The organism is Citrobacter sp. C1, assembly GCF_014596895.2.
Lineage (GTDB): Bacteria > Pseudomonadota > Gammaproteobacteria > Enterobacterales > Enterobacteriaceae > Citrobacter > Citrobacter gillenii.
On sequence record NZ_CP115035.1, the window covers coordinates 4,422,434 to 4,449,270 of the forward strand.

Consider the following 26,837-nt stretch of genomic DNA (forward strand, 5'->3'; position numbering starts at 1 on the left):
TGCATATGTCCCACTTTTACGTCATGAGTTCGCTATGAGTGTCATTACACCTGTCTCGGCGACGCTGCGTCGCATTGCTGCCGACGATAACACCGCCATTGCCCACGTGATCCGCCAGGTCTCCGCCGAATACGGTTTGACCGCTGATAAAGGTTACACGGTGGCTGACCCTAATCTCGATGAGTTATTCCAGGTATACAGCCAGCCGGGTGCGGCCTATTGGGTGGTTGAACAAAATGGGCAGGTCGTCGGTGGCGGTGGCGTTGCGCCATTAGGCTGTAGCGAGCCGGATATTTGCGAATTACAGAAGATGTACTTTCTGCCGAGCGTGCGTGGTCAGGGACTGGCGAAAAAGCTGGCGTTGATGGCTCTCGATCACGCCCGTGAGCAGGGATTTAAACAGTGCTATCTGGAAACCACCGAATTTCTGACCGAGGCGATTCACCTCTACGAACGTCTGGGCTTTGCGCATATTGCCGAGCCGCTGGGCTGCACGGGGCATGTAGATTGCGAAGTGCGGATGCTAAAACCCCTCTGACGTTAGGCAAAGGGGCAATACTGCGTTATTGCATTTCGGCTGAGAGCATCAGACGAATCACGCCGGCGGCGCGAGCGGTCGGCAATTTGAGAACCTGCGTCCACAGATCCTGAACCATATCGCAAGCCAGTTGCTCTTTACCCACGCCTTTATTCGGGTCGGCCATGATTTGAATATCCGGCCCATAGCGCTGCACCAGTCCCGGACTAATGGCTTGCAGATCCTGAAGCGCCAGCTCTTTTTCTTCCGCCGTAACTGTATGTTTTCCCGGGCCGTAAGCCGCCTGCAGCATCGTCATGTCATTCGCCATACGGCGACTCATAATTTCACGTGGAATAAGCTGTACCGGGTTGATACCGCCTTTTACCGCCGGGAACAGGAAGCGAAAGCATTCGTCACCGCCTACTTTCGCTATCGCGTCAATTTGCGCGAGGTTCACCTGCATATAGGCAATCACGTTGGCATCGGGTGCCTGCTGTAAGCGCGCCATCTGGAACGTCAGGATCTGCGGCTGTATGGTGTCAATAATCTGCTGCTCGCTTTTCCCCGCCGTTTTCATCTCCACCGCCTGGTTGAGAATCGTCTGCCATAGCGCGGGTTCCTGCTCCTTAATGACCTCATAGACGGGCATTGCCAGCATTGCTTTCTCGAACTTCTGCGTTTCAGTCAGCCCATAGTCCGGACTTTCGCGCGGGATAAGATAGTGCGTATCAAACAGATTCCAGCCGATAATCGCCACGACAAAAATCACCGCACCGGAGACCTTACCTACCCAGCCCTTTTTACGACAGACGCCCACCACGGTCGCAATCACCGCCCCGATATAGCCTGCCAACAATACGTGTGCCCAGTTCATTCACCATCCTTTTTCATATCAATGCATATGGCGGGGATATATTCCCCCTTCAAGTGGTTTGATTATTGCGGCAGGCGCGATCGATTTCTAGCCACCAGATTTTAGCTACCGGGAAGGAGGAAGAGAGACACCGTACCAGAGAGTGGAGCTAGGCTGGCACGCCGCTATGAAAACGAAACTCATCGTCCGGCGATAAGATCAGGGATGCTTCCACCTCACCAAAAAACCGTACCCGGTCACTGATGTCATGGTCGGCCGCCTGCTGTGCCAACGCCAGATAATCCTGATAATGGCGCGCCTCTGAGCGCAGCAGCGACAGATAAAACGCCTGTAATTCATCATCCAGATACGGTGCCAGCGCGGCAAAACGCTCGCAGGATCGCGCCTCAATGTAGGCGCCGCAGATCAGCTTATCAATCAGCGTTAACGGCTCATGGGTACGGACTTCTTTAAGCATGCCCTTGGCGTAACGACTGGCGGTCATTTTGATATACGGAATTTGGCGGCTTAGCATCGCTTCACGCACTTGCCAGAAGTGGTGTAGCTCTTCTTTGATCAGCAGCACCATGCTGTCGATAAGCTGTCGCCCCCACGGGTCGTCAGTCTGGGGCATGATGCTTTTGCTGATCTGCTTGTTCAGCAAGGTGAAATCCGGCTCTTCCCCTTCTCGGAAGGCAAAGGCTTCATAGGGTTTCAGCCACTCCAGCATCGCCTGCGATCCCTGCTTATCCGCAACATATTTACGCACCAGCAGCATCGCGGTTTGCGCCGCTTTCAGCTCGCAGACCAGATGGTCAGTCAGCAGCAGGGGAAGATTTTCCGGGTCGCGCGCTTTATCAAGCCAGGCCTCGGGCGTTTTGCAGTGCAGGAAATCCAGAATCGGGGAGAGTATTTGCGGGTAATCCATACGTTGTCCTTGCCCTACGGCAGCATGCGCCGCCGTAGGTCAGCAGATGACTTAGTGACGCACGCCGTCATCATCTTCGTCGACGAGATCGTCATCGTCGCCGTCTTCACCTTCACCTTCTTCGCCGTTAGGGTCTTCAAAATAAGTGCCCCATCCGTCGTATTCCACGTCAAATTTTTCAGCCAGGTTCATCAGTTGTTCAACCTGAGTGTCAATCAGCTCGGCGTTCAGCGCACATTCACTGAGGATGTCACAGCAAATGACCGTGTCGCCTTCTTCCACTTCCAGCTCTTCCGGCTCGGTGACTTCGTAACCCAGCTTGAAGGCTTCTACCGCTGCTTTTTCCAGGGTTTCAAAGTCATCCGCGGAAAGGTGATGCTCAATGGTATACAGCGCGTCAGGATCGCTACCATCTTCAAGTAACTCTTCAATAATCAAGCGTGTTTCTTCACGCTGTTCTTCCAGGTGTTCCGGGTTTGCCATGGCTCATATCCTCATAATGTCCTGCCGATACTCTTATTGTCACATACCGCTGACATTGCCTCCACCTTTCCAGGAAAGATTTGTTAAACAAGGTTGCAAATGAATAAACATACATATAAATTGAATTTTAATTCAATAAATGGCCTAAGCCATGTGAGGGAACCATGTCTGCATTTTATCAGAAGCACTTCTTGAAACTGCTCGATTTTACCTCTGCTGAACTCACGTCACTGCTGCAGCTCGCCGCCCGGCTCAAGGCGGACAAGAAAAACGGCACAGAGGTCGCTATGCTGACCGGTAAAAATATTGCGCTCATCTTCGAAAAAGACTCGACCCGTACTCGTTGCTCTTTCGAAGTTGCCGCTTACGATCAGGGCGCGCGCGTGACCTATCTCGGGCCAAGCGGCAGCCAGATTGGCCATAAAGAGTCGATAAAAGACACCGCCCGCGTACTGGGCCGCATGTATGACGGTATCCAGTATCGCGGCCACGGCCAGGAGGTGGTGGAGACGCTGGCCGAATATGCCGGGGTTCCGGTATGGAACGGATTGACCAACGAATTCCACCCCACCCAATTACTGGCCGATCTGCTAACCATGCAGGAACACCTGCCGGGCAAAGCGTTTAATGAGATGACGCTGGTGTACACCGGCGATGCCCGTAACAACATGGGCAATTCAATGCTGGAAGCCGCCGCGTTAACCGGGCTGGATCTGCGCCTGGTCGCACCACCGGCTTGCTGGCCAGAAGAGAGCCTGGTAGCCGAATGCAAAGCGCTGGCACAGAAAAACGGCGGTAATATCACCCTGACCGACGATATTGCGACGGGCGTGAAAGGTGCGGACTTCATTTATACCGACGTCTGGGTATCCATGGGTGAAGCCAAAGAGAAGTGGGCCGAACGAATTGCCCTGCTGCGTAACTATCAGGTCAACAGCGCGATGATGGCACTAACCGGCAATCCGCAGGTGAAATTCCTGCACTGCCTGCCAGCATTTCATGATGACCAAACCACGCTGGGTAAACAAATGGCGCAAGAATACGGTTTGCACGGTGGGATGGAAGTAACCGATGAGGTCTTTGAGTCACCTGCCAGTATTGTCTTTGATCAGGCAGAAAACCGCATGCACACCATTAAAGCGGTGATGGTGGCGACATTAGCGAAGTGAGCGTGTAGATGAAAAGAATGCCGGATGGCGATGCTACGCATCTTATCCGGCCTACAACCGTGCTCCCGTAGGCCGGATAAGACGCTATTGCGTCGCCATCCGGCATCATAAAATCACTTATTCGACCAGCATTTTTACCACGGCTTTGCGCACCAGCGCAGGCGTACCTACCGCGCACAGCGGCTTATGCACTTCGCCCGGATAGAACACCACAAAATCACCTTCATTCAGCACCACCGTCTTCTCTTCCGCCCCTTCCGGCAAGAAAGCGATATCTTTGTCCGCCAGCCAGTCGGTTTCCGGCGTGCCCGCAGGCAGCGTACTGAAGGTCATCCCTTCCTGGCCTTTTAGCAGGATCTGAATATCCAGATAACGGGCATGATACTCGGCGCGACGCTGCTCAAACGGCTCGGTCATATCTTCGGCGATCAGATAAAACAGGCGGTTACCGTCGATGTCATGTTTCCCTTTTTCGGTTGTGTCCGTCACGTGCGCTTTAATGTGTTCAATTGCCTGACGCAGCTCTTCCGGCAGCCATGCTTCCAGGTGATGAATATTGCCGATAATCATTTCAAACCCCTTAATTAAAACATTGTTTCATTTTAGTTGTTATACGAAAAATCCGTCTGCCATACCACTGCTATTTACCGATATTTTGCGTCAACGCATGTTTATCGCCTGCGGCGGTCTCCGCGGGCTTGGGTGAATGAATATTCATGAGAATCGTTTGCGATGAATAATTTGTGCATTATTCGCTTGATCCTATAACGTAGCTGAGTATAATCGCCGACAATTTGCCGGGAGGATCTATGGTTCAGTGTGTACGACATTTTGTCTTACCGCGTCTGAAAAAAGACGCTGGCCTGCCGTTTTTCTTCCCGTTGCTCATCATTCTAAGCCCCTCAATTGAGGGGCTTTTTTTTTGCCCAGGCGTCAGGAGATAAACATGGCTAACCCGCTCTATCAAAAACACATCATTTCCATAAACGACCTCAGCCGCGATGACCTCAATCTGGTACTCGCGACGGCGGCGAAACTAAAAGCCCACCCGCAGCCGGAGCTGTTGAAGCATAAGGTGATCGCCAGCTGTTTCTTCGAAGCCTCAACCCGCACCCGTTTATCTTTTGAAACCTCAATGCACCGTCTGGGCGCCAGCGTGGTGGGATTCTCTGACAGCAGCAACACCTCACTGGGCAAAAAAGGTGAAACGCTGGCTGACACCATTTCCGTAATCAGCACCTACGTAGACGCCATTGTAATGCGTCATCCGCAGGAAGGCGCCGCGCGTCTGGCCACGGAGTTCTCCGGCAATGTGCCGGTACTGAACGCGGGAGACGGCTCTAACCAGCATCCGACCCAGACGCTGCTGGACCTGTTCACCATTCAGGAAACGCAGGGTCGCCTGGACAATCTGCAAATTGCGATGGTGGGCGATCTGAAATATGGCCGTACCGTTCACTCTCTGACTCAGGCGCTGGCGAAGTTCGAAGGCAACCGCTTCTACTTTATCGCCCCGGATGCGCTGGCAATGCCGCAGTACATTCTGGACATGCTGAATGAAAAAGGTATCGCCTGGAGCCTGCACGGCACGATTGAAGAAGTGATGGCGGACGTAGACATCCTCTACATGACCCGCGTGCAAAAAGAACGCCTGGACCCGTCCGAATACGCCAACGTGAAAGCACAGTTCGTTCTGCGCGCCAGTGACCTGGAAGGTGCCAGAGAGAACATGAAGGTGCTGCACCCGCTGCCGCGCATCGATGAGATCACTCCCGACGTCGATAAGACGCCACACGCCTGGTATTTCCAGCAGGCAGGCAACGGCATCTTCGCCCGCCAGGCGTTACTGGCACTGGTACTGAATAGCGAACTGGCACTGTAAGAGGACATGACGATGACACACGATAACAAACTGCAGGTTGAAGCCATCAAACGTGGCACCGTGATTGACCATATTCCCGCACAGGTGGGTTTTAAGCTGCTGACACTATTCAAACTGACAGAGACCGATCAGCGTATCACCATCGGCCTGAACCTGCCGTCCGGTGAGATGGGGCGTAAAGACCTGATCAAAATTGAAAATACCTTCCTGACCGACGAGCAGGTCAACCAGCTCTCGTTGTACGCCCCGCAGGCCACGGTAAACCGCATTGATGACTATGACGTGGTGGGTAAATCACGTCCCAGCCTGCCTGAGCGTATCGATAACGTGCTGGTGTGCCCGAACAGTAACTGTATCAGTCATGCCGAGCCGGTTTCCTCCAGTTTTGCAGTGAAAAAGCGTGCCGATGACATCGCACTCAAATGCAAATACTGTGAAAAAGAGTTTTCCCATTATGTGGTGCTGGCCAACTAATTGGGGTTGGTTATGAGATCCCGGCTCCCTATAATGAGCGGGAACATTCTATTACCGCTGTAATTCAGGAGAAATCATGAGCAAGACTATCGCGACGGAAAATGCACCAGCAGCAATCGGCCCATACGTTCAGGGTGTTGATCTGGGTAGCATGGTAATCACTTCCGGTCAGATCCCGGTTGACCCAAAAACCGGTGCCGTATCGGAAGACGTGTCCGCTCAGGCGCGTCAGTCGCTGGAAAACGTTAAAGCTATCGTAGAAGCAGCAGGCCTGAAAGTAGGCGACATCGTAAAAACTACGGTCTTCGTTAAAGACCTGAACGATTTCGCCACCGTCAACGCCACCTACGAAGCGTTCTTCACCGAGCACAACGCGACCTTCCCGGCACGCTCTTGCGTGGAAGTGGCCCGTCTGCCAAAAGACGTGAAAATCGAGATTGAAGCGATCGCCGTTCGTCGCTAAACCTTCTTGTGCCGGATGGCGGCTTAGCCTTATCCGACCTGGGGAAGCGTAGTTTGCAGGCCCGGTAAGCGCGAGCGCCACCGGGCATTTATCACATTACGCCAAACAGTTTCGGCAGGAACAACGAAATCGCCGGAATATACGTCACCAACATCAGCACCAGGAACAGCACCGCATAGAACGGCAGCATCGCCTTCACCACCTGCTCAATCTTCTGCTTACTCACCGCACTGGCGACAAACAGCACCGATCCTACCGGCGGCGTAATCAGGCCAATCCCTAAGTTCACCAGCATGATCATGCCAAAATGCACCGGATCGATACCCAACGCGTTGGTCACCGGCAGCAGGACCGGAGTCAGGATCAGGATCAGCGGCGCCATGTCCATTAGCGTACCGATCAGCAGCAGCATGATGTTAATGCACATCAGAATGACGTATTTGTTATCCGAGATGCTGGTAAAGGCTTCGGTGATACGCATCGGCAGCTGCATATAGGTCATTACCGCGCCGAAAGCGGCGGCAAAGCCGATCAGGATCATCACGATAGTGACCGTTTTCACCGTGCGGAACATCAGCTTCGGCAGCTCAGACCATTTGTAGTCACGATAGATAAACATGGTGACAAAGAAGGCCCACAGACAGGCGATCGCCGCGGATTCTGTCGCGGTGAAGATACCCGAGAGGATCCCTCCCATAATGATCACCACCGTCATCAGGCCCCACAGCGTGTCGACAAAAATCTTCAACGCCTGGCGAAACGGTACGCGCTCCCCTTTTGGATAACCGCGTTTGTGCGCAAACGCTACGCACATCACCATCAGGCTAAAGCTCAACAGCAGACCCGGTAAGATGCCGGCAATGAACAGCGCGGCAATAGACACCGTACCGCCGGTCGCCAGCGAGTAAATCACCGAGTTATGGCTGGGGGGCGTCAGGATCGCCTGTACCGATCCGCTGGCGGTCACCGCCGCCGCAAAGTCACGCGGGTAGCCTTTTTTGTCCATCTCCGGGATCATCACCGAACCAATAGAGGCGGTGTCGGCTACGGACGATCCGGAAATTGCACCAAAAAAGGTGGAGGCCACAATATTCACCAGCGACAGTCCGCCGCGAATAAAGCCCACAAATATGTAGGCAAAATTCACCAGCCGACGCGCAATCCCGCCTTCGGCCATAATCGCTCCGGCCAGAATAAAGAACGGGATCGCCAGCAATGAAAATTTATTCACCCCACTGGTCAGTTGGATCATCACCGCTTCCAGTGGAATATCAATGTACCAGGCGCCAATGATCGCGCTAATACCCACCGCGTACGCTACCGGTACCCCAATCGCCAGCATAATGCCGAGCGTAAAGACGAGAATAAATGCATCCATCTGCTTTCCTTTCTGAAATGGGGGCGGTAACTAGCTGGTCGAACCCAGCATGACAACAGGACGTTGGTACTGCGGACCACGGCAGATCTTCTCAACAATAAAAAGCAGCGTGATGGCAGAGCCAATCGGTAACGGCAGGTAGTTTTGCCCGGCGCTTAACAGCGGGAATTCCGCAACGGGTTGTTCCCACAGTTCAAGACACAGCGTAGTGCCGTACCAGAGAATAAACAGGCTAATCGCCGTCAGCATAATATCGGCGATAAGAGAGCAATAACGGCGGGCGGTTTCACCCAAACGATCGGTCACCATGCTTACCGCGATATGCGAACCTGCGCGATAACTCACCGCGGCGCCAATAAAGGTGAATGTCACCATACAGAGAATAGCGACAGGCTCAGGCCATGACAGGGCATTGTTCAGAACATATCGTGCAAATATCCCAATTGGGATGATGGCGACCATCACTAATAATGCCATCCCGGCAATCCACATTGAGACCCGGTAAAAAAAATCCATTACCGATGAATAGCATTCACCCATAATCATCACCTCGAATTAATCAAAAGACTCAGGCAGATGGTGAATGCCATCCGCCTGATGAACTACTTCACATCCTGAATACGTTTGATCAAATCTTGGTGATCTTTACCGTAATTATCCCTTACCGACTGCGTGGCTTTATAGAAAACATCAGTATCAATATCATGGAACTGAACACCATTGGCTTTCATAGTTTCCAGTGATTTCGCATTATAGGCTTCCCACAATTTACGCTGTTCTACCTGCGCTTCTTTCGCGAGCTTAATAATGAGATCCTGATCTTCTTTTTTCAATTTATCCCATTTCGTTTTCGAGAACAGGAATAGCTCAGGAATAATAAAATGTTTGCTCCAGGTGTAGTTTTTAACTACCGGTAAATAGTTGTGCGCCACAAACGTTGGCGGGTTATTTTCCGTGCCATCAATTACGCCGGTCTGCATGCCGCTAAACACTTCGCTGACCCCCATCACAATGGAGTTCGCGCCCATCGCTTTTAAGGTATCCAGCGCGATTGGGCTGGCCTGCACGCGGATTTTCATCCCGTGTAAATCTTCTGGCTTGATAACCGGATTTTTAGTGATCAGGTTGCGCGTACCTGCATCCATCCAACCAAGGAATACCAGTCGTGATTTACTGTTTGCGGTCAGACGGTCGCCAATCTCCTGGCCAATCATCCCGTCCAGCACCTTATGCATATGGTCTTCATCGCGGAAAATATACGGCAGGGTAAAGACGTTAATTTCAGGGAGTATGGCGGCAACTGGGGTCATTGAGACGCGAATAATATCGATGGCGCCTAATTGCGCCTGCTCAATCATCTGTTTCTCATCGCCTAATACGCCACCGGGAAAGGTTTTAATCTCCAGACGCCCGTCGGTCGCCGCACTGAGTTTTTCACCCATGTGCTTCACGGCAACAACGTTCGGGTAATCAGCCGGATGCACATCGGCGGCACGGAAGGTTTGGGCTAACGTGGTATGACTGGCCAGCAAGACTGACGCGCCAATACACAGGCTTAACAGATTTTTTGTCAGTTTCATTTGTCCTTCTCCAGAAGTTCATAATTTCCATTAATAGAAATGGTATGCAGAGCAAATGACTGCCGGAATTAAAAATGGGCAGCGAGAAACTTTTTTAACGACGTTACCTGCGCAGACTAGCTGGTGTAACAATTTATTTCGATGACTGCCTTCACAAAAAAACGTCAATGATAATAATTTTTAGCACACTGTTTCATTTTTGCAACGGAGATCGTTTTATTGAGAAAAAACAAAAGGCGAGAACGGGATATGTTAATACTTTACCCCGTTAGTATTTCAATAAAATTAAAACACAAATATTGCGAGGGAATATCTTCGAATGAAAAAGAAAAATGCCGAATGGCTGTACCCGCACCATTCGGCAGAGAAACGAAACGGTTATTGCCAGCCGTAACGGCGGCTATAAAAACCTTTCACTAATTGGGTCAACGTCATGTAACCCGCCAGAATCGCAATCAGCCACGGGAAGTAGCTCAGCGGCAATGCCTGCAATTGCAGGTAGCTCGCCAACGGGGAGAATGGCAGCGCAATCCCCACCACCATCACCACCAGCGTCATCAGCATCAGCGGCCATGCGGCGCGGCTCTGGATAAACGGTACGCGGCGGGTACGGATCATATGCACAATCAGCGTTTGTGACAGCAGCCCCACCACAAACCAGCCCGACTGGAATAACGTCTGATGCTCTGGCGTATTGGCATGGAAGACAAACCACATCAGGCAAAAGGTCAGAATGTCGAAGATCGAGCTAATCGGTCCAAAGAACAGCATAAAGCGCCCCAGTTCGGCGGGATTCCAGCGCTGTGGTTTTTTGATCTGCTCTTCATCGACGTTATCAAACGGAATTGCCACCTGGGATACATCGTACAGCAGGTTCTGGATCAGTAAGTGCAACGGCAGCATTGGCAGGAACGGCAGAAATGCGCTCGCCACCAGCACGCTAAAGACGTTACCAAAGTTGGAGCTGGCCGTCATTTTGATGTACTTCAGCATGTTCGAGAAGGTTCGACGCCCTTCGATCACCCCTTCTTCCAGCACCATCAGGCTCTTTTCCAGCAGGATGATATCCGCCGCTTCACGGGCAATATCAACCGCACCATCGACGGAGATACCAATGTCCGCCGCGCGCAGCGCCGGGGCATCGTTGATGCCATCGCCCATAAAGCCGACCACGTGGCCTTCGCGTTTGAGCAGGGTCACTATGCGTTCTTTGTGCATTGGCGTCAGGCGAGCAAACAGCGTGGTGCGCTGGGCAAGCCGGGCCAGCTCGTCGTCGCTCAACCCTTCAATGTGGCTACCAATCACCACCTCACCCGCGTCCAGACCGACTTCATGACACACTTTTGCCGCCACCAGTTCGCTGTCGCCGGTGAGGATTTTTACCGTAATGCCGCTGGCCTTCAGCGCCTTCAGCGCCGGGGCGGTAGTCTCTTTCGGTGGATCGAGGAATGCGATGTACCCTTCGAGGATCAGATCGGACTCATCAATACGCTGGTAGTCCCCTTCACGCGCGGGCAGGTATTTGGTTGCCACTGCCACCACGCGTAGCCCCTGACGGTTCAGCGTGTCGGTCACGCGCTTCACCCGACGCAGCATGTTGTCGTCCAGCGGAACAATTTCACCGTTGTGGCGCACCTGGGTACAGACATTGAGGATCTCCTGCAGCGCGCCTTTGCACACTAACTGGTGAACATCGCCCACTTCTGCCACCACCACCGACATGCGGCGGCGTTCGAAATCAAACGGGATCTCATCGATTTTCTGCCAGCGGGTCGAGAGTTGACGCGCCGATTCTTCATCCACACCGTCCAGCACCGCCGTATCCAGCAGGTTCTTCAGCCCGGTCTGATAATGGCTGTTCAGCCACGCAGAATGCAGAACGTGCTCGCTGGGTTTACCGGAGATATCGGTATGATTCTCCAGCACAATTTTATCCTGGGTCAGTGTACCGGTTTTATCGGTACACAGAATATCCATCGCACCAAAGTTCTGGATGGCGTCGAGGTGCTTAACGATAACTTTTTGTTTTGACAGCTTCACCGCCCCGCGCGCCAGCGTTGAGGTGACGATCATCGGCAGCATTTCTGGCGTTAAGCCTACTGCCACGGACAGGGCAAACAGCGCCGCTTCCCACCAGTCGCCTTTGGTGTAACCGTTGATAATCAGCACAATCGGCGCCATCACCAGCATAAAGCGGATCAGCAGCATGCTGACGCGGCTGATCCCTTTCTGGAATGCATTCTGCTCGCTATCCTGCTCGGTCACGCGACCCGCCAGCTGTCCAAACCAGGTGTTCGCCCCGGTAGAAATGACGATCGCCTGCGCCGTACCGCTCACCACGTTGGTGCCCATAAAGCACAGGGTATCGCACTCCAGCGGGTTGCTTTGCTGCGGGTCACGGCTGGTCGCCACCTTCTCGACCGGCAGTGACTCACCGGTCAGCGAGGCCTGCGCGACAAACAGATCGCGCGCCTGAACGATGCGTAAATCCGCCGGGATCATATCCCCCGCCGCCAGCTTGATAATGTCGCCGGGCACGAGCTGATCGATAGGCAGTTCAACCCAACCGTTTTCGCCGGTCTCGTTAATCACCCGCAGGACCGTGGCGGTGTTGCTGACCATCGCTTTTAGCGCATCCGCCGCTTTGGTGGAGCGCGCCTCCTGCACAAAGTTCAGCAGCGTCGAGATAATCACCATCAGGGCAATCACGCCTGCGGCAAACAGATCCTCGGTGGCATAGGAAATCCCGCCCAGAATGGTGAGCAGAATATTAAACGGGTTGCGGTAACAGACCCACAGATGTACCCACCACGGCGACGGTTTCTGCGCCGGCAGCTGGTTTTCGCCATGCTGCTCACGGGCGCTTTCCACTTCCGCGGCGTTCAAGCCTTCAGGGTGGGTATTAAAGGTTTTCCACAGCGTCTCTTCGTTCATCAGCGCCATCTTCAGGCAATGTTCACTCAGAGAAGGCGGAATAGGCGTGCTGGCAACGGTCTGGGCGTTCGGCAGCGGATCACGATGCACCAGACGATGCGGTAAATGGCGGTTCAGCCGGGCAAACAGCTGGCGGGTGATATTTTTAAACATAGGCAGTCCCTCTGCGCCGGTATCAACAGGCGCAGTAAATCCTTCAGGCGTGGCAAAGCCTTGCCTGATGGCAATCATAAAATCACAACAGGGACGTCAGAACGTCACTGTCTTACGTTTCCGGTAAGACAGTGAATGCAGGCTTACCGGAAAGGGGTTTTTCTCCGTTTCGGGAGAGGGGTGGGATCGGGATCCATACAGCCTCCGGTAAGTGAATGATTTGCCCCGCGCATTATAGGGATAAATCTATAAGGTTCGTGGCAATTATGGCGGTATGATAAAGCACAGAAACTAAACCAAACGTATACCAGACTTTGCCCATTGCGCTGAGCATGAGTAAAGTTATTCTCTTTTGGCATAACTTCACACGCGACACGGGAATACAGGATGCAAAATCGGCTGACCATTAAAGACATCGCCCGCTTAAGCGGTGTGGGAAAATCAACCGTTTCCCGCGTCCTCAACAATGAAAGCGGCGTCAGTGAGCGCACCCGCGAACGCGTTGAAGCGGTGATGAATCAGCACGGTTTTTCCCCTTCCCGCTCTGCCCGTGCCATGCGTGGGCAAAGTGACAAAGTGGTGGCGATTATCGTCACGCGACTGGATTCGCTTTCCGAGAATCTGGCCGTGCAGACCATGCTGCCCGCCTTCTATGAGCAGGGCTACGACCCGATTATGATGGAAAGCCAGTTCTCACCCGAGCTGGTGGAAGAACACCTGGGTATGCTCCGACGCCGCAACATTGACGGCGTGGTGCTGTTCGGTTTTACCGGTATTACCGAAGCGATGATCGCCTCCTGGCAGGACTCCCTGGTGCTGCTGGCAAGGGATGCTAACGGTTTTGCCTCGGTCTGTTATGACGATGAAGGCGCAATCCATACCCTGATGCAGCGTTTATACGATCGCCAACACCGCCATATTAGTTTTCTTGGCGTTCCCCACAGCGACGTCACCACCGGTCAACGGCGTCATGCCGCCTACCTGGCCTTCTGTAAAAAACATCAACTGCATCCTGTTGCGGCCCTGCCGGGTCTCGCCATGAAGCAGGGCTACGAACACGCTGCCGATGTCATTACCCCAGAGACCACCGCCTTAGTGTGCGCCACGGATACTCTGGCTCTTGGGGTCAGCAAATATTTGCAGGAGCAGCGCATTGAACATCTGCAGCTGGCGAGCGTGGGCAGCACACCGCTGATGAAATTCCTCCATCCGGAGATCGTCACCGTCGATCCCGGTTACGCCGAAGCCGGTCGACAGGCGGCGTTGCAGTTGATCGAGCAGATCAACGGCCGCAGCGAACCCCGACAGATCGTCATTCCCGCCACCCTTTCCTGATCGCTTTCTGAGCGCTAATTTGTGATCTTCGCTGCGTTTCGGGAACGTTCCCATTTTTAAATATCCAGCGAAGATATACTCTGGCGCCAACAACAAGAACGTTGCCGGATGGCGACGCTAACGCCTCTTATCCGGCCTACGGGGAAGACACTTCATCATGAGCAAAGTAAAACAAGCAGACATCGACCGGCTGGTAGAGCTGGTTGGCGGGCGCGACAATATCGCCACGGTGAGTCATTGCATCACGCGCCTGCGTTTTGTGCTGAATCAGCCCGCGAATGCCAGACCGAAAGAGATCGAGCAGCTGCCGATGGTCAAAGGCTGCTTCACCAACGCCGGGCAGTTTCAGGTAGTGATTGGCACCGAGGTGGGCGACTACTACAAAGCGCTGCTGGCCACCACCGGACAGGCCAGTGCCGACAAAGAGCAAGCGAAAAAAGCCGCGCGACAGAACATGAAATGGCACGAGCAGCTGATCTCACACTTCGCGGAGATCTTCTTCCCCCTGCTGCCCGCGCTGATCAGCGGCGGCCTGATCTTAGGTTTTCGCAATGTGATCGGCGATCTGCCGATGAGCAACGGTCAGACGCTGGCGCAGATGTACCCGTCGCTGAAAACCCTCTATGACTTCCTGTGGTTGATCGGGGAAGCGATCTTTTTCTATCTGCCGGTCGGCATCTGCTGGTCAGCGGTGAAGAAAATGGGTGGCACGCCGATCCTCGGCATCGTGCTAGGCGTCACGCTGGTTTCGCCGCAGCTGATGAACGCGTATTTGCTGGGCCAGCAGGTGCCGGAAGTGTGGAACTTCGGCCTGTTTACGATCGAAAAAGTCGGCTACCAGGCGCAGGTTATTCCTGCTCTGTTGGCAGGTCTGGCGCTGGGATTGATTGAAACGCGCCTGAAACGCCTCGTCCCTGATTACCTGTATCTGGTGATCGTCCCGGTGTGCTCGCTGATCCTCGCGGTGTTCCTCGCCCACGCGTTTATTGGTCCGTTTGGTCGCTGGATTGGTGATGGCGTCGCCTTTGCCGTGCGTCATCTGATGACCGGCAGCTTTGCCCCAATTGGCGCAGCGCTGTTTGGCTTCCTGTACGCCCCGCTGGTGATCACCGGCGTGCATCAAACTACGCTGGCCATCGATATGCAGATGATCCAAAGCATGGGCGGTACGCCGGTGTGGCCGCTGATTGCACTGTCAAATATCGCCCAGGGCTCGGCGGTAATAGGGATTATCATCGCCAGCCGCAAGCAAAACGAACGTGAAATCTCGGTACCTGCCGCTATCTCCGCCTGGCTCGGCGTGACCGAACCGGCAATGTACGGCATCAACCTGAAATACCGCTTCCCGATGCTGTGCGCAATGATCGGTTCCGGCCTCGCCGGTCTGCTGTGCGGCCTGAACGGCGTGATGGCGAACGGGATTGGCGTCGGCGGTATACCTGGCATCCTCTCCATCCAGCCGACTTACTGGCAGGTATTTGGCCTGGCGATGGTCATCGCGATTGTTATCCCGATGGTGCTGACCTCGTTCGTCTACCAGCGTAAATACCGTCAGGGCACGTTACAAATTGTCTGACTCTTTTTTGGGGTGCCATTGCACCCCTCCGCATTTGCAGGAAACCACAATGACTATTCCACACTGGTGGCAACACGGCGTTATCTATCAGATTTACCCCAAGAGTTTTCAGGACACCACCGGCAGCGGCACCGGCGATTTGCGCGGCGTTACGCAGCATCTCGACTATCTGCAAACGCTGGGCGTTGATGCAATATGGTTGACGCCGTTCTACATTTCGCCACAGGTTGATAACGGCTACGACGTTGCAGATTATATCTCCGTTGACCCGGCCTACGGCACGCTAGATGACTTCGACGAACTGGTGGCGCAGGCAAAAGCGCGCGGCATACGCATTATTCTTGATATGGTGTTTAACCATACATCGACGCAGCACGCCTGGTTTCGTGAAGCGCTGGATAAAGACAGTCCGTATCGTCAGTTCTATATCTGGCGTGACGGTACGCCTGAGGCCTGCCCGAACAACTGGCGCTCCAAATTTGGCGGCAACGCCTGGGACTGGCACGCCGCAAGCGAACAGTATTATCTACACCTCTTTGCCCCGGAACAGGCCGACCTGAACTGGGAAAATCCGGCGGTTCGCGCCGAGCTGAAAAAAGTGTGTGAGTTCTGGGCCGATCGCGGCGTAGACGGACTGCGCCTCGACGTGGTGAATCTGATCTCCAAGGATCAGGACTTCCCGAGCGATCCTGACGGTGATGGCCGCCGTTTTTACACCGATGGTCCGCGCGTGCATGAATTCTTACGCGAGATGAACCGCGATGTCTTCACCCCACGCAGCCTGATGACAGTGGGTGAAATGTCCTCCACCACGCTCGAACATTGCCAGCAATACGCCGCACTGGACGGCAGCGAATTGTCGATGACCTTTAACTTCCACCACCTGAAAGTCGATTACCCGAATGGTGAAAAGTGGTCGTTAGCCAAACCGGATTACGTGGCGCTGAAAACCCTGTTCCGCCACTGGCAGCAGGGGATGCACAACGTCGCGTGGAACGCGCTGTTCTGGTGTAATCACGATCAGCCGCGCATCGTTTCACGCTTTGGCGATGAAGGACAATATCGCGTACCGGCCGCCAAAATGCTGGCGATGGTGCTGCACGGGATGCAGGGCACGCCTTATATCTATCAGGGCGAAGAAATTGGCATGACCAACCCACATTTTCGCCAGATTACCGATTATCGCGACGTCGAAAGCCATAACATGTTTGCCGAGATGAATGCTAGCGGGCGTGATGCCGACGAGCTGTTGGCGATCCTCGCCAGTAAATCCCGCGATAACAGCCGCACGCCGATGCAGTGGGACGGAAGCAAGCACGCGGGCTTTACCCAAGGGGAGCCGTGGATCAACCTGTGCGACAACGCGGCGGAGATCAACGTTGCTGCAGCGCTAAGGGATTCCGATTCGGTGTTTTACACCTATCAGAGGCTGATTGCCTTACGCAAAACAGAACCGATTCTCACCTGGGGCGATTATCAGGATCTGTTGCCGGACAGTCCGCATGTCTGGTGCTATCAGCGCGAATGGCAGGGACAACGGCTGCTGGTCGTTGCTAATCTGAGCAACGCCTTCCAGCCCTGGCAACCGGCGCACACTCGCGACAACTGGCAGGTGTTGATGCACAACTATGACGAGGTCGCCCACCAGCCCGGCGCGATGACGCTACGTCCTTTTGAAGCTATCTGGTGGCTGCAAAAATAGCTTGCAATTGGCATCAAGCCCGGCGCGTATAGCGCTGCCGGGCTTCACGGCATACGCTCAACTTACCCGTCTGTTTTTGCTGAATAATTAATCAGAATTTTCTACGGGCAATTTACAATCGCTGTACTGCCCGTCATCTGTACGCTCTGGTTTTTACTTTGAGCTACATCAATAAAATCGCAAACATCCTTGATGCAAATCACTACATATAGAACTTAAAATGCACGCCGACCCAATATGTTGTATTAATCGACTACAATTGCTACAACGCCATTTCCCTCGGTAGCGGTGGAAATGTGGATAAATGGGGTCTGAATTACGGGAAGTCATTGACCAGAGAGATGAATAAACCAGTGAGTGCTTCCCACCCTCTGTGGATAACCTGTTCTTATAATGTTCTTATAAATATGGAGTGATCATGACACCGCATGTGATGAAGCGTGATGGCTGTAAAGTGCCGTTTAAATCAGAGCGCATCAAAGAAGCCATTCTGCGTGCAGCTAAAGCAGCGGGAGTCGATGACGCAGATTACTGTGCCACCGTCGCAGAAGTCGTTAGCAGTCAGATGAATGAGCGCAGCCAGGTCGATATCAACGAGATCCAGACAGCGGTGGAAAACCAGCTGATGTCTGGCCCGTACAAACAACTCGCCCGTGCGTACATCGAATATCGCCACGACCGTGATATCCAGCGTGAAAAACGTGGCCGCCTGAACCAGGAAATTCGGGGTCTGGTTGAGCAAACCAACTCCGCGCTGCTGAACGAAAACGCCAACAAAGACAGTAAAGTGATCCCAACCCAGCGCGACCTGCTGGCCGGTATCGTCGCCAAACACTATGCGCGCCAGCACCTGTTGCCGCGTGATGTAGTTCAGGCACACGAGCGCGGTGATATTCACTACCACGATCTCGATTACTCGCCGTTCTTCCCGATGTTTAACTGTATGCTTATCGACCTGAAAGGCATGCTGACGCAGGGCTTTAAGATGGGTAACGCGGAGATTGAGCCGCCAAAATCCATCTCCACGGCGACCGCAGTCACCGCACAGATTATCGCCCAGGTTGCCAGCCACATTTACGGCGGCACCACCATTAACCGTATCGATGAAGTTCTCGCGCCGTTCGTCACCGAGAGCTTTAACAAGCACCGTAAAACCGCAGAAGAGTGGCAGATCCCGGATGCCGATGGCTATGCGCATTCCCGTACCGAGAAAGAGTGCTACGACGCATTCCAGTCCCTCGAGTATGAAGTGAACACGCTGCATACCGCCAACGGCCAGACTCCATTCGTCACCTTTGGCTTTGGCCTGGGGACCAGCTGGGAATCACGATTGATTCAGCAGTCTATTCTGCGCAACCGCATTGCCGGTTTGGGTAAAAATCGTAAAACCGCCGTGTTCCCGAAACTGGTGTTCGCGATTCGTGACGGTCTGAACCACAAGTTTGGCGATCCGAACTACGACATCAAACAGCTGGCACTGGAATGCGCAAGCAAGCGTATGTATCCGGACATCCTGAACTACGATCAGGTCGTAAAAGTGACCGGTTCGTTCAAAACCCCGATGGGCTGTCGCAGTTTCCTCGGCGTATGGGAAAACGAGAACGGCGAACAGGTTCACGACGGGCGTAACAACCTTGGCGTGATTAGCCTCAACCTGCCGCGTATTGCACTGGAAGCACACGGTGATGAAGCCACCTTCTGGAAACTGCTGGACGATCGCCTGGTGCTGGCGCGTAAAGCGCTGATGACCCGCATCGCGCGTCTGGAAGGCGTAAAAGCGCGCGTGGCGCCAATCCTGTATATGGAAGGTGCCTGCGGCGTGCGTCTGAAAGCCGACGATGATGTGTCTGAAATCTTTAAAAACGGCCGGGCCTCGATCTCTCTGGGCTATATCGGTATTCACGAGACCATCAACGCGCTGTTTGGCGAGAAGCATATGTACGACAGCGAGCAGCTTCGCGCCAAAGGCATCGCCATTGTTGAACGCCTGCGTCAGGCCGTCGATAAATGGAAAGACGAAACCGGCTATGGCTTCAGCCTGTACAGCACGCCAAGTGAAAACCTGTGCGACCGCTTCTGCCGTCTGGATACCGCCGAGTTTGGCGTAGTGCCGGGCGTGACCGACAAGGGCTACTACACCAACAGCTTCCACCTCGACGTGGAGAAAAAGGTTAACCCGTACGACAAAATCGATTTCGAAGCACCGTATCCACCGCTGGCGAACGGCGGCTTCATTTGCTACGGCGAGTACCCGAACATTCAGCACAACCTGAAAGCGCTGGAAGACGTCTGGGATTACAGCTATCAGCACGTGCCGTATTACGGAACCAACACGCCGATCGATGAGTGCTACGAGTGCGGCTTTACCGGTGAATTCGAATGCACCAGCAAAGGCTTCACCTGCCCGAAATGCGGTAACCACGACGCTGCTCGCGTGTCAGTCACCCGTCGCGTCTGCGGCTATTTAGGCAGCCCGGACGCACGTCCGTTTAACGCCGGTAAGCAGGAAGAAGTGAAGCGCCGCGTGAAGCACTTAGGTAACGGGCAGATCGGTTAATTTCCGTTTGCAAAGGCCGTAGGCCTGATAAGACGCAATCGCGTCGCCATCAGGCATCACCATGTTGCCGGATGCGGTGCAAGCACCTTATCCGGCCTACATGCTTTCTGGACATCCTCTATGCAATACCATCAATATTACCCCGTCGACATCGTCAACGGTCCCGGCACGCGCTGCACGCTGTTCGTATCAGGATGCGTGCATGAATGCCCAGGCTGCTACAACAAAAGCACCTGGCGGCTGAACTCCGGCGAGCCGTTTACCAAAGAGATGGAAGATAAGATCATTGCCGATCTCAACGATACGCGGATCCCTCGCCAGGGGATCTCGCTGTCCGGCGGCGATCCGCTGCATCCGCAAAACGTGCCGGATATCCTGAAACTGGTACAGCGTATTCACGCTGAGTGTCCTGGGAAAGACATCTGGGTGTGGACCGGCTACAAGCTTGATGAACTTAACGCCGCGCAAATGCAGGTGGTGGATCTCATCAACGTGCTGGTCGACGGCAAATTTGTGCAGGATCTGAAAGACCCGGCGCTTATCTGGCGCGGCAGCAGCAACCAGGTGGTACATCACTTGCGATGATCGCTAAAGCCGTTTGTTTGCATCGTGATAGACGGCTGAATGTTGTCGCTTGCCTACCGCGACAACAAACACAATCACAACTTCATCCCGAACCTGGTACACCAGACGATAGCCGGACGATTTAAGCTTAATTTTATAGCAGTCAGGAAGACCGTTTAAACGGGCAGAGTCAATTCTGGGGTTCAATAGCACATCAGCCAACTTTTTCTTAAGCTGAGCCTTCACTGTATCGCCCAGCTTATGCCACTCTTTTAAGGCCCTCGGGTCGAATTCCAGTTCATAAGTCATCCAGACTAACCTTGATTCCCTTTTGCGGACTAGACAGCCTCTCCCGAACTGTCTGAATCAGTGCATCTTCACTATCGCTAAGAGTGACGGTTTTCACTGGCATGCGCCCCGTTTCCGCGACGTACTGGAACAGTAATCGCACGGCTTCCGTTGGAGTAATGTTCAGTTTATCCAGCACGGCATAAGCCTCATTTTTGAGTTTGTCATCCAGACGGACGTTCAGCGTGGCCATTATGCCTCCGGTAGAATCGAATGTGTAATGCAGTTTAGCATTACATTCGCATTACATCGAATTATGGATAACACCTCTCAAAAACGACTGACGCACTCCATGGCAACCGTTTTGAACTCGGTAAAATTCTGACACGCACAGAGCCGCGTCATAGCGCGTTCACGCAGGAAGGTGACGAAAATATCGTAGATGGCCATCGCTTCTTCATACTCGCTTTTACTGATGGCCAGCAAGAAGATCACGTGGGCGGTTTCGTCTCCCCAGGCGATGCCCTGCGGGGCGAGCACCGTATAGACCACCGTTTTTTTAGCCAGCAAACCGAGGGAGTGCGGCAGCGCAATGCTATCACCCAGCAGGGTGCTGACGATGGCCTCGCGCTCAACGACGGAGTCGAGAAACTCCGCATCGACAAAGCCTTCATCGTGCAGCTGGCCGCATAACGTGTTGAACAGCGTCTGTTGATCCATCGGTTCGTCAATAATGCGAAAATGGGCGGCGTCGAAGAACTTGTTCAGCATCCACGGGCGGGTGCGATCCACCAGCACCAGCTTACCAATTTGCTCCAGCTGATAATCAGTGGGGAACGGGGCGATCATCACCACGGGCTTATCTTTTTCATTTATTCGTGCGGTAGAAATCACGAAGTCTTCGCTGATGGCGTCCCGTTGTTCGTAGTCGCGCAGCGTCACGGTGCCGACAATCTCAATCTGCGGATATTTACGCGCCAGCACCGCTTCAATCATGCGCGCCATGGCGTTTCCTGCGTCACAAACCAACAGCACACGAGGCTGTCGCTGGTAACCGATGTTGTAACTACGTTCCAGCCCAACGCCAATGTGCAGCACGAGGAAGCCAATCTCATTTTCGCTAATGGTATACGGGGTGTATTTCCCCCACCCCGACACGGCGGCCAGCGTCATATCCCATGCCATCGGATAGTGCTGTTTAATATTTTCCAGCAGCGGATTGGGGATCATGATCTGGTAGCGTACCCGGGTGATCATGGTCTTAATATGAGTCAGTAGATCGGCATGCAGTTGCCGATCGTTCATCAGGTTGTAATTGTACTGCGTGTTGATAAAACGCAGGATGTAATTGACCAGCGCTTCGTCATCATCGGCGTTAATCGCGCTGGGGGCGATATCCTGTACCTGACGGGCGGCGATATGTACCTTCAGCCAGTTCTCCTCAAACACGGAGAGTGGTTTGTCTGCCAGTTGGTGCAGGACCGAAGCAATTTCCCGCGTCGCCAGGCACACCTCATGTTCCACCTCTTCTGCGGTAAATTCCGGCAGCGGATAGCCCTCGCTAATCCGGCGTACCGCCACCGCACAATATAAGCGCAGAAAGAGTTCACCTTCGTCGGTCAGGCGAATATGAAAGCGGGTGAAAATATCCTGTAAAACCGGCTGCAGCTGTTGCGGGACGCCCGCATTGAGCGCCTCTTCCATCACCAGTGGATGGGCCGGGTCCTGCTGCGCCAGCGTCCACAGAAGATCGGTCAGACAGGCGCGGATCGCCATCTCACTGCCAAACAGCTTCATCCCATGTCGGGGGCGCGTTTCCAGCGTCAGTCGATAGCGTTGCAGGTGCTCACGCACGTCTGCCATGTCGTTTTGCAGCGTCGCCCGGCTGATGAACCATTCATCAGCTAAATCTTCCAGTTTCAGCGAAAAAGCCGATGTCAGAAAACGAACCACCAGCCAGTGTACCCGCTCCTGGCTGGTACGCGGAATGCGCAGCAACCGCTCGGGCTGCTGCGTTTGTAACGTCTGGTAGCGTGCCGGATCGTCAATTTTCAACTGATAACCGTTGCCCCGGCTAAGGACAAACTGCGCGCCATACGGGGTGAGAAGCGCGTTCAGCGCGGTAATATCCGCCCTGACCGTGCGTGTGGAAACCGACAACCGCTGCGCCAGCTCATCCTGCGGCAGCGCCTCGCTTTGCAGCATGCCAAACAGCTGTGCTAAACGTTGGTTGGGGAATCGCACGTCAGTTTCCTCACTAGTCAGTTAACCTACGCAGGCCCGGGTCATTGCCAACAGCTGGCGCACATCGTCAGGCCGGGTGTTGCCGCTCACCTTATCAATAATAGAACTATAAATGTGAGGAATGATTTTGCTCACGCCGGCATCAAGGGCAATCTGCAGAATCTCAGTAAAGTTGTCCAGGTCGATACCGCCCGTAGGCTCCAGCCAGAAGTCATGCCGGGCGCAGGCTTCAGCCACCGCCTGATATTCGTCGCGGCATTGCAGACCACCCATCGGAAAGTATTTAATCGAGCTGCCGCCCATGTCTTTCAGCAGTGCAATGGCGGTTGCCACCGGTACCACGCCATCTGCTGACTGGCTGCTGAGCGGGCCGGTGGAGATCTTCACCCAACCCGGCGTACCGGTTGGCGAAACCAGACCGTTGACCACCGTTTGAGATTGCCCCAGCAGCGCCCGACTGGTCGCCACGCCGGTAAACACCTGATTGACGTGCTGCGGCTGCACCTGACGGGAAATTTCACTGACCATCGCCGACTGGTTCGGATCGCCCGCCCCGAGACCAACGGACAGCGCATTGTCGATAAGCGCCGCGTATTCACGCATATCCGCCACCGCGCTTTCAACGCTCGGGTAATTTTTGGACAACACGCCGACCAGCACATGGCCTTCGGCCGCCGCGTAAATATCACTGGCGTTCTCTTTTGACCCCGCCAGCACGTTCAGGCAGACGCGATTGCGATAAAAGTTAGGCGTCAGTTTCATGCTTTTTTCTCCTGCCCGGTCACGTCCGCAATACGACGCGCCACTATCTCCAGCTGCGCGCGGTCTACACTGCGCACGTCCGCTTCAATAATGCCTTCGTTGGCCTTGTAGCCGCGGAAGTAGATCGCATACTCGCCCTGCTTAAGCGCCTCAACCAGCTCGCCGGTGGCGATCCCGGTTACCGCTTCGTCAAACTTAATTTCGGTACGTGCAATGTCGCGCCCAGCGCTGTCCCACACCACGCGCGCACTGACGCCATTGAAGGTATTCAGCGTATTAATAAACGGCGTCATTTTTTCGACCATCTCCGCGCCGCTCTCTTTCTGCGCGCTGAGGTACAGTTCGATGGCGCAGGTCAGCCCGAGAATGCCCTCTTTGCCGACCTTCATCGCCCGGCCAATGCCCGCCGTCTGGCGTTTCACCCACTCCACATATTGTGTTTTACCAATCACCAGGCCGCTGGTTGGCCCTTCGATCGCCTTGGCGCCGCTGTAAATCACCAGGTCCGCACCGACACGGTAGTAGCACTGCAAATCTTCTTCCGCCGCTGCATCCACAATCAGCGGCAGATTATGCGTACGTGCGACCACGGCGGCCTGCTCTACGCTGAGCATGCTTTTTTGTACGCAGTGGTGCGATTTGATATACAGAATGGCCGCCGTGCGCGGCGAGATGGCGGCTGTCAGCTGCGCCGCCGAGCATTCATTGGCGTAGCCGGCCTCGACTAACTTGCCACCGCCAAGCGCCACCATGCTGCCAACCGGTGCGCCAAAGTTGACGTTATGGCCGCGAGGCAGCACGATTTCGTTGTTGTCGATTGGTGTGGCGTGCAGGTTTTCCAGCAGCCAGTCGCTGTCTTTTACCAGCACAGCCGCCACTGACAGGGCAATCCCCGCCGAGGCACAGGACACCACCGTGGCGCCTTCCACCTCGAGCAACTTCGCGATGTAGTCTCCGGTTTTATTGACCAGATCTTTCATTTCGAAGTACTGATTCATCCCCGCCATCGCGGCCTGTACCACTTCGGGTCGCGGCGTAGAGACCCCAAGCGCAGTCATGCGCCCAGAGGTATTAATAACCTGTTTTAAATGGTATTTCTCAAAAATCGAAGGCATGTTCCACGCTCCCTTGTTCGGTCATATAGCCCTTGCCTGCACGTATTGCAGCAAGCGGTACCAGCAGTTGTTCAGCCTGCAGGCTGTCGTTTTCGGCATCGACCAGCACGGCGGGCTGGCGCTTCAGCGTAAAGAGGGTGAGATCGGCATCCAGACCGACCTGAAGTCGGCCTTTATTTTTCAGGCGCAGGCCGTCGGCGGCACTGGCGGTCACGCACTCAATGACCTGCGGGAGCGACATACCGATGGCGAGAAATTTCGACATTACGTTGGCCAATGAATGCACCGGGCCGCTGATGCGGTTGCGGCAGTAAATATCTGAGCTGATGGTGTGCGGCAAAATGCCTAAGCTGATGGCGCGTTTCGCCACCGCAAAGCTCAGACTGGCGGTACCGTGTCCGACATCGAGGCGCACGCCGCGCGAAATCGCCCGCGTCACCGAGGCGCGCAGCTCGCCTTCCGGGGTCAGAATGCGGTTCGGTTTGCCGTTATAGCAGTGGGTAATAATGTCGCCCGCTGTCAGGCGTTCGGCTACCTCATCCAGATCCGGCGGGTTGTTACCGATGTGCACCATTAGCGGCAGGTCACCATTCTGCGCTTGCATCGCTTTGGCGTGGTCCAGCGGGATAATGCCATTTTCACCGACCACGCTGCTGCTCATCCGCGCCTTCAGGCCGACAATAAAATCCGGGTGACGTTGCACCGCCTGCTTCACCGCGTCAGCATCGATATTAGCCATATTGGCCAGCTCGTTTTGCGCAATCAGCCCCACGCGGGAAATATTCAGCAAGGCATAAACATCGGTGGTCGCTTCACGGGTTAAGGTATAGAAATCATCAATATCATCAGCGCCGGTGCTACCGGCATCCACCACCGTGGTGACGCCGGTGGCAATCCCGATGCTGTCAGGCTGGTCATGATAAATCGGGGATTTCGGGTAGCAGTGGACGTGAGAATCAATCCACCCGGCGCTGACGTAGCACTCACCGCGTAAATCGACGGTTTTCACCGCCGGATCGGTTATCTCGCCCAGCGCCGCAATTTTGCCGTCCTTGACCGCAATATCGCTTACCGTATCGTCTACCAGACGCGCATGGCGCAGGAGTAAATCAAACATCACACTCTCCTGTAGAAAGAGGAAATCGGTTGCCGGATGGCGACATAAATGTCTTATCCGGCCTACAACGAGTACGATGCTGTAGGCCTGATAAGCGCAGCGCCATCAGGCAATTAGCTAATCGCAATCGGGAAGATGGAACCGAGGATCATGGCCCCAAGGATCGCACCGCCGGTGATCGGTTTCTGCCACAGGTAAAACAGCAGCGCCCCGGCCAGAGAACCGACGCCGATAGGGATGGAAGCCGTCATCGCGCTGAGGATGATCAGCGGTCCAAGGAAGCGACCTGAGGCGTTACCGGCTCCCATCATCACGTCCGCCCCGTAGGTCGAATCGCTCTGATTGATGGTGAACTTACGCGCCAGAATGATGATGTAGCCAATTGCCAGGCCAATCACCAAACCGGTGACCAGCGAGGCAGCAAAGTTAGCGACCGGGAAAATAATACCAGCCCCCAGCAGCAGTGCCGGCACGCCCAAACCAACGCCGGTCTGGATGGCCCCGCCGATATCCAGGATACCCACCAGCGAACCTTCAATAATGCGGGCAAACAGGAAGCTCGCACCAAACGCCGCTACCGCCCCGTAAGAACCGGTGTCCATTCCCGCTTTCAGCATTGCCACAAAGGCCACTTCGTTAAACGCACCGATGCCATACAGGTAGTACATGTGCGTGCCGGCAAAGACGCCGGAGGAGAGCAGGCCCACGAAGATCGGGAACGACCAGTCGGCGAACCAAAAACCTTTATTCTGTTCCATTG

26 protein-coding genes are annotated in these 26,837 nt (G+C 54.3%); 11 read left to right on the plus strand and 15 right to left on the minus strand.

Features of this window, described 5'->3' with window-relative positions:
* Positions 1 to 34: 34 nt before the first annotated feature.
* Positions 35 to 538, plus strand: coding sequence for a GNAT family N-acetyltransferase (locus tag IB214_RS21210; protein WP_115259564.1), 504 nt, complete (start codon positions 35 to 37; stop codon positions 536 to 538).
* 25 nt (positions 539 to 563) lie between these two features.
* Here IB214_RS21210 and IB214_RS21215 read toward each other — a convergent pair whose 3' ends face one another.
* The 3 genes from IB214_RS21215 to rraB all read right to left on the minus strand — a co-directional run bounded on the left by IB214_RS21215 (position 564) and on the right by rraB (position 2,784).
* Entirely contained in the window at positions 564 to 1,394 is an 831-nt protein-coding gene (locus IB214_RS21215; protein WP_096758493.1) for a topoisomerase II, read from the minus strand.
* A 148-nt stretch (positions 1,395 to 1,542) separates the two neighbouring features.
* Positions 1,543 to 2,301: a tRNA isopentenyl-2-thiomethyl-A-37 hydroxylase MiaE gene (miaE, locus tag IB214_RS21220; RefSeq protein WP_117342396.1), complete on the minus strand. Its 759-nt coding sequence runs from the start codon at positions 2,299 to 2,301 to the stop codon at positions 1,543 to 1,545.
* A gap of 51 nt (positions 2,302 to 2,352) precedes the next feature.
* The gene (rraB, locus tag IB214_RS21225; protein WP_117342397.1) at positions 2,353 to 2,784 is read right to left on the minus strand and encodes a ribonuclease E inhibitor RraB; all 432 of its coding nucleotides are present in this window, start codon (positions 2,782 to 2,784) and stop codon (positions 2,353 to 2,355) included.
* A gap of 164 nt (positions 2,785 to 2,948) precedes the next feature.
* Here rraB and argF point away from each other — a divergent pair, with 164 nt between their 5' ends.
* Complete coding sequence (gene argF / locus IB214_RS21230) at positions 2,949 to 3,953, plus strand: ornithine carbamoyltransferase (protein WP_096758496.1); 1,005 nt, start codon at positions 2,949 to 2,951, stop codon at positions 3,951 to 3,953.
* A gap of 117 nt (positions 3,954 to 4,070) precedes the next feature.
* Here argF and IB214_RS21235 read toward each other — a convergent pair whose 3' ends face one another.
* The gene (locus IB214_RS21235; RefSeq protein ID WP_117342398.1) at positions 4,071 to 4,523 is read right to left on the minus strand and encodes a YhcH/YjgK/YiaL family protein; all 453 of its coding nucleotides are present in this window, start codon (positions 4,521 to 4,523) and stop codon (positions 4,071 to 4,073) included.
* Between the two features lie 239 nt (positions 4,524 to 4,762).
* Between IB214_RS21235 and pyrL the strand changes: the two genes are divergently transcribed.
* The 4 genes from pyrL (at position 4,763) to ridA (ending at position 6,772) form a co-directional block, all read left to right on the plus strand.
* Positions 4,763 to 4,897, plus strand: coding sequence for a pyr operon leader peptide (gene pyrL / locus IB214_RS21240; RefSeq protein ID WP_096758504.1), 135 nt, complete (start codon positions 4,763 to 4,765; stop codon positions 4,895 to 4,897).
* 2 nt (positions 4,898 to 4,899) lie between these two features.
* Positions 4,900 to 5,835 (plus strand): aspartate carbamoyltransferase, encoded by a 936-nt coding sequence (gene pyrB / locus IB214_RS21245; RefSeq protein ID WP_115259569.1) that lies wholly within the window; start codon positions 4,900 to 4,902, stop codon positions 5,833 to 5,835.
* A 12-nt stretch (positions 5,836 to 5,847) separates the two neighbouring features.
* Positions 5,848 to 6,309: an aspartate carbamoyltransferase regulatory subunit gene (pyrI, locus tag IB214_RS21250; RefSeq protein WP_003025816.1), complete on the plus strand. Its 462-nt coding sequence runs from the start codon at positions 5,848 to 5,850 to the stop codon at positions 6,307 to 6,309.
* Positions 6,310 to 6,385: 76 nt separating this feature from the next.
* Positions 6,386 to 6,772, plus strand: coding sequence for a 2-iminobutanoate/2-iminopropanoate deaminase (ridA, locus tag IB214_RS21255; RefSeq protein ID WP_006686395.1), 387 nt, complete (start codon positions 6,386 to 6,388; stop codon positions 6,770 to 6,772).
* Positions 6,773 to 6,863: 91 nt separating this feature from the next.
* On the opposite strand, the gene IB214_RS21260 is transcribed toward ridA, so the two are convergent.
* The 4 genes from IB214_RS21260 to mgtA form a co-directional block, all read right to left on the minus strand.
* Positions 6,864 to 8,150, minus strand: a complete 1,287-nt coding sequence (locus IB214_RS21260) for a TRAP transporter large permease (RefSeq protein WP_006686394.1) — start codon at positions 8,148 to 8,150, stop codon at positions 6,864 to 6,866.
* Positions 8,151 to 8,180: 30 nt separating this feature from the next.
* The gene (locus tag IB214_RS21265; protein WP_096758507.1) at positions 8,181 to 8,690 is read right to left on the minus strand and encodes a TRAP transporter small permease; all 510 of its coding nucleotides are present in this window, start codon (positions 8,688 to 8,690) and stop codon (positions 8,181 to 8,183) included.
* Between the two features lie 62 nt (positions 8,691 to 8,752).
* On the minus strand, positions 8,753 to 9,730 hold the full coding sequence (locus IB214_RS21270; protein WP_096758508.1) for a TRAP transporter substrate-binding protein: 978 nt from the start codon (positions 9,728 to 9,730) through the stop codon (positions 8,753 to 8,755).
* Positions 9,731 to 10,108: 378 nt separating this feature from the next.
* Positions 10,109 to 12,817: a magnesium-translocating P-type ATPase gene (gene mgtA / locus IB214_RS21275; protein WP_096759475.1), complete on the minus strand. Its 2,709-nt coding sequence runs from the start codon at positions 12,815 to 12,817 to the stop codon at positions 10,109 to 10,111.
* A gap of 387 nt (positions 12,818 to 13,204) precedes the next feature.
* Here mgtA and treR point away from each other — a divergent pair, with 387 nt between their 5' ends.
* The 5 genes from treR to nrdG all read left to right on the plus strand — a co-directional run bounded on the left by treR (position 13,205) and on the right by nrdG (position 20,572).
* Positions 13,205 to 14,152 (plus strand): trehalose operon repressor TreR, encoded by a 948-nt coding sequence (gene treR, locus IB214_RS21280; RefSeq protein ID WP_117342399.1) that lies wholly within the window; start codon positions 13,205 to 13,207, stop codon positions 14,150 to 14,152.
* A gap of 157 nt (positions 14,153 to 14,309) precedes the next feature.
* Positions 14,310 to 15,728: a PTS trehalose transporter subunit IIBC gene (treB, locus tag IB214_RS21285; RefSeq protein ID WP_161959012.1), complete on the plus strand. Its 1,419-nt coding sequence runs from the start codon at positions 14,310 to 14,312 to the stop codon at positions 15,726 to 15,728.
* Positions 15,729 to 15,777: 49 nt separating this feature from the next.
* Entirely contained in the window at positions 15,778 to 17,430 is a 1,653-nt protein-coding gene (gene treC, locus IB214_RS21290; protein ID WP_117342401.1) for an alpha,alpha-phosphotrehalase, read from the plus strand.
* A 418-nt stretch (positions 17,431 to 17,848) separates the two neighbouring features.
* Entirely contained in the window at positions 17,849 to 19,987 is a 2,139-nt protein-coding gene (gene nrdD, locus IB214_RS21295) for an anaerobic ribonucleoside-triphosphate reductase (RefSeq protein ID WP_117342402.1), read from the plus strand.
* A gap of 120 nt (positions 19,988 to 20,107) precedes the next feature.
* Positions 20,108 to 20,572 (plus strand): anaerobic ribonucleoside-triphosphate reductase-activating protein, encoded by a 465-nt coding sequence (nrdG, locus tag IB214_RS21300; protein WP_117342403.1) that lies wholly within the window; start codon positions 20,108 to 20,110, stop codon positions 20,570 to 20,572.
* Between the two features lie 3 nt (positions 20,573 to 20,575).
* Here nrdG and IB214_RS21305 read toward each other — a convergent pair whose 3' ends face one another.
* The 7 genes from IB214_RS21305 to IB214_RS21335 form a co-directional block, all read right to left on the minus strand.
* Complete coding sequence (locus tag IB214_RS21305; RefSeq protein ID WP_117342404.1) at positions 20,576 to 20,860, minus strand: type II toxin-antitoxin system RelE/ParE family toxin; 285 nt, start codon at positions 20,858 to 20,860, stop codon at positions 20,576 to 20,578.
* Positions 20,850 to 21,092, minus strand: coding sequence for a type II toxin-antitoxin system RelB/DinJ family antitoxin (locus tag IB214_RS21310; protein WP_115259576.1), 243 nt, complete (start codon positions 21,090 to 21,092; stop codon positions 20,850 to 20,852). The genes IB214_RS21305 and IB214_RS21310 overlap by 11 nt, the downstream gene beginning before the upstream one ends.
* A 77-nt stretch (positions 21,093 to 21,169) precedes the next feature.
* A complete protein-coding gene (locus tag IB214_RS21315; protein WP_117342405.1) occupies positions 21,170 to 23,083 on the minus strand; it encodes a BglG family transcription antiterminator in 1,914 nt (637 codons plus the stop codon).
* 21 nt (positions 23,084 to 23,104) lie between these two features.
* Complete coding sequence (locus tag IB214_RS21320) at positions 23,105 to 23,845, minus strand: KDGP aldolase family protein (RefSeq protein ID WP_115259578.1); 741 nt, start codon at positions 23,843 to 23,845, stop codon at positions 23,105 to 23,107.
* Positions 23,842 to 24,960 carry a DgaE family pyridoxal phosphate-dependent ammonia lyase gene (locus tag IB214_RS21325; protein ID WP_096758517.1) on the minus strand — a complete coding sequence of 373 codons (1,119 nt, stop codon included), beginning with the start codon at positions 24,958 to 24,960 and terminating at the stop codon, positions 23,842 to 23,844. The genes IB214_RS21320 and IB214_RS21325 overlap by 4 nt, the downstream gene beginning before the upstream one ends.
* On the minus strand, positions 24,944 to 26,077 hold the full coding sequence (locus IB214_RS21330; RefSeq protein WP_117342406.1) for an amidohydrolase/deacetylase family metallohydrolase: 1,134 nt from the start codon (positions 26,075 to 26,077) through the stop codon (positions 24,944 to 24,946). The genes IB214_RS21325 and IB214_RS21330 overlap by 17 nt, the downstream gene beginning before the upstream one ends.
* Before the next feature lie 113 nt (positions 26,078 to 26,190).
* Complete coding sequence (locus tag IB214_RS21335; protein WP_096758519.1) at positions 26,191 to 26,835, minus strand: DUF4310 family protein; 645 nt, start codon at positions 26,833 to 26,835, stop codon at positions 26,191 to 26,193.
* Positions 26,836 to 26,837 lie beyond the last annotated feature (2 nt).

Bases quoted from the DNA above. Each gene is read 5' to 3' on its own strand.
- IB214_RS21210 (WP_115259564.1), top strand. From the start codon at position 35: ATGAGTGTCATTACACCTGTCTCGGCGACGCTGCGTCGCATTGCTGCC.
- IB214_RS21215 (WP_096758493.1), bottom strand. From the start codon at position 1,394: ATGAACTGGGCACACGTATTGTTGGCAGGCTATATCGGGGCGGTGATT.
- miaE (WP_117342396.1), bottom strand. From the start codon at position 2,301: ATGGATTACCCGCAAATACTCTCCCCGATTCTGGATTTCCTGCACTGC.
- rraB (WP_117342397.1), bottom strand. From the start codon at position 2,784: ATGGCAAACCCGGAACACCTGGAAGAACAGCGTGAAGAAACACGCTTG.
- argF (WP_096758496.1), top strand. From the start codon at position 2,949: ATGTCTGCATTTTATCAGAAGCACTTCTTGAAACTGCTCGATTTTACC.
- IB214_RS21235 (WP_117342398.1), bottom strand. From the start codon at position 4,523: ATGATTATCGGCAATATTCATCACCTGGAAGCATGGCTGCCGGAAGAG.
- pyrL (WP_096758504.1), top strand. From the start codon at position 4,763: ATGGTTCAGTGTGTACGACATTTTGTCTTACCGCGTCTGAAAAAAGAC.
- pyrB (WP_115259569.1), top strand. From the start codon at position 4,900: ATGGCTAACCCGCTCTATCAAAAACACATCATTTCCATAAACGACCTC.
- pyrI (WP_003025816.1), top strand. From the start codon at position 5,848: ATGACACACGATAACAAACTGCAGGTTGAAGCCATCAAACGTGGCACC.
- ridA (WP_006686395.1), top strand. From the start codon at position 6,386: ATGAGCAAGACTATCGCGACGGAAAATGCACCAGCAGCAATCGGCCCA.
- IB214_RS21260 (WP_006686394.1), bottom strand. From the start codon at position 8,150: ATGGATGCATTTATTCTCGTCTTTACGCTCGGCATTATGCTGGCGATT.
- IB214_RS21265 (WP_096758507.1), bottom strand. From the start codon at position 8,690: ATGGGTGAATGCTATTCATCGGTAATGGATTTTTTTTACCGGGTCTCA.
- IB214_RS21270 (WP_096758508.1), bottom strand. From the start codon at position 9,730: ATGAAACTGACAAAAAATCTGTTAAGCCTGTGTATTGGCGCGTCAGTC.
- mgtA (WP_096759475.1), bottom strand. From the start codon at position 12,817: ATGTTTAAAAATATCACCCGCCAGCTGTTTGCCCGGCTGAACCGCCAT.
- treR (WP_117342399.1), top strand. From the start codon at position 13,205: ATGCAAAATCGGCTGACCATTAAAGACATCGCCCGCTTAAGCGGTGTG.
- treB (WP_161959012.1), top strand. From the start codon at position 14,310: ATGAGCAAAGTAAAACAAGCAGACATCGACCGGCTGGTAGAGCTGGTT.
- treC (WP_117342401.1), top strand. From the start codon at position 15,778: ATGACTATTCCACACTGGTGGCAACACGGCGTTATCTATCAGATTTAC.
- nrdD (WP_117342402.1), top strand. From the start codon at position 17,849: ATGACACCGCATGTGATGAAGCGTGATGGCTGTAAAGTGCCGTTTAAA.
- nrdG (WP_117342403.1), top strand. From the start codon at position 20,108: ATGCAATACCATCAATATTACCCCGTCGACATCGTCAACGGTCCCGGC.
- IB214_RS21305 (WP_117342404.1), bottom strand. From the start codon at position 20,860: ATGACTTATGAACTGGAATTCGACCCGAGGGCCTTAAAAGAGTGGCAT.
- IB214_RS21310 (WP_115259576.1), bottom strand. From the start codon at position 21,092: ATGGCCACGCTGAACGTCCGTCTGGATGACAAACTCAAAAATGAGGCT.
- IB214_RS21320 (WP_115259578.1), bottom strand. From the start codon at position 23,845: ATGAAACTGACGCCTAACTTTTATCGCAATCGCGTCTGCCTGAACGTG.
- IB214_RS21325 (WP_096758517.1), bottom strand. From the start codon at position 24,960: ATGCCTTCGATTTTTGAGAAATACCATTTAAAACAGGTTATTAATACC.
- IB214_RS21330 (WP_117342406.1), bottom strand. From the start codon at position 26,077: ATGTTTGATTTACTCCTGCGCCATGCGCGTCTGGTAGACGATACGGTA.
- IB214_RS21335 (WP_096758519.1), bottom strand. From the start codon at position 26,835: ATGGAACAGAATAAAGGTTTTTGGTTCGCCGACTGGTCGTTCCCGATC.